Raw genomic sequence first — 298 nt, 5'->3', positions numbered from 1 at the left:
CAAGCCTTGCGTCGATTGCGCTGGATGTCGGCAGGCTGAACTTCTCCTCCAAGAGCGGTGCTGCGCGACCGAACACCAGCTTGTAGCCGATGAAGGTCGTGATCAGCGCACCGCCCATCACGAATATCAACGAAGGGTCCCAAGACCCTGCGATATCGAAGAAATTCAGAACCTTCGCGGGGTTCGCCATGCCGGACAGGGCGATGCCCACACCGAAGATCAGGCCGATCAGGTAAGTTGCAATCAGTTTCATGGCATCACCCTGCGATCACGTGACGGACGACGAAGACGGTCGCGA

At 58.1% G+C, this 298-nt stretch carries 1 protein-coding gene; it reads right to left on the bottom strand.

Features of this window, described 5'->3' with window-relative positions:
• The coding region (locus tag H2O73_RS23835; protein WP_497997514.1) for a DUF6691 family protein at positions 1-253 on the bottom strand (253 nt) is incomplete at its 3' end.
• Positions 254-298: the final 45 nt, after the last annotated feature.

The sequence above is a fragment of the Vibrio marinisediminis genome, assembly GCF_014050145.1.
Lineage (GTDB): Bacteria > Pseudomonadota > Gammaproteobacteria > Enterobacterales > Vibrionaceae > Vibrio > Vibrio marinisediminis.
This window is presented reverse-complemented; position numbering and strand designations above follow the sequence as displayed.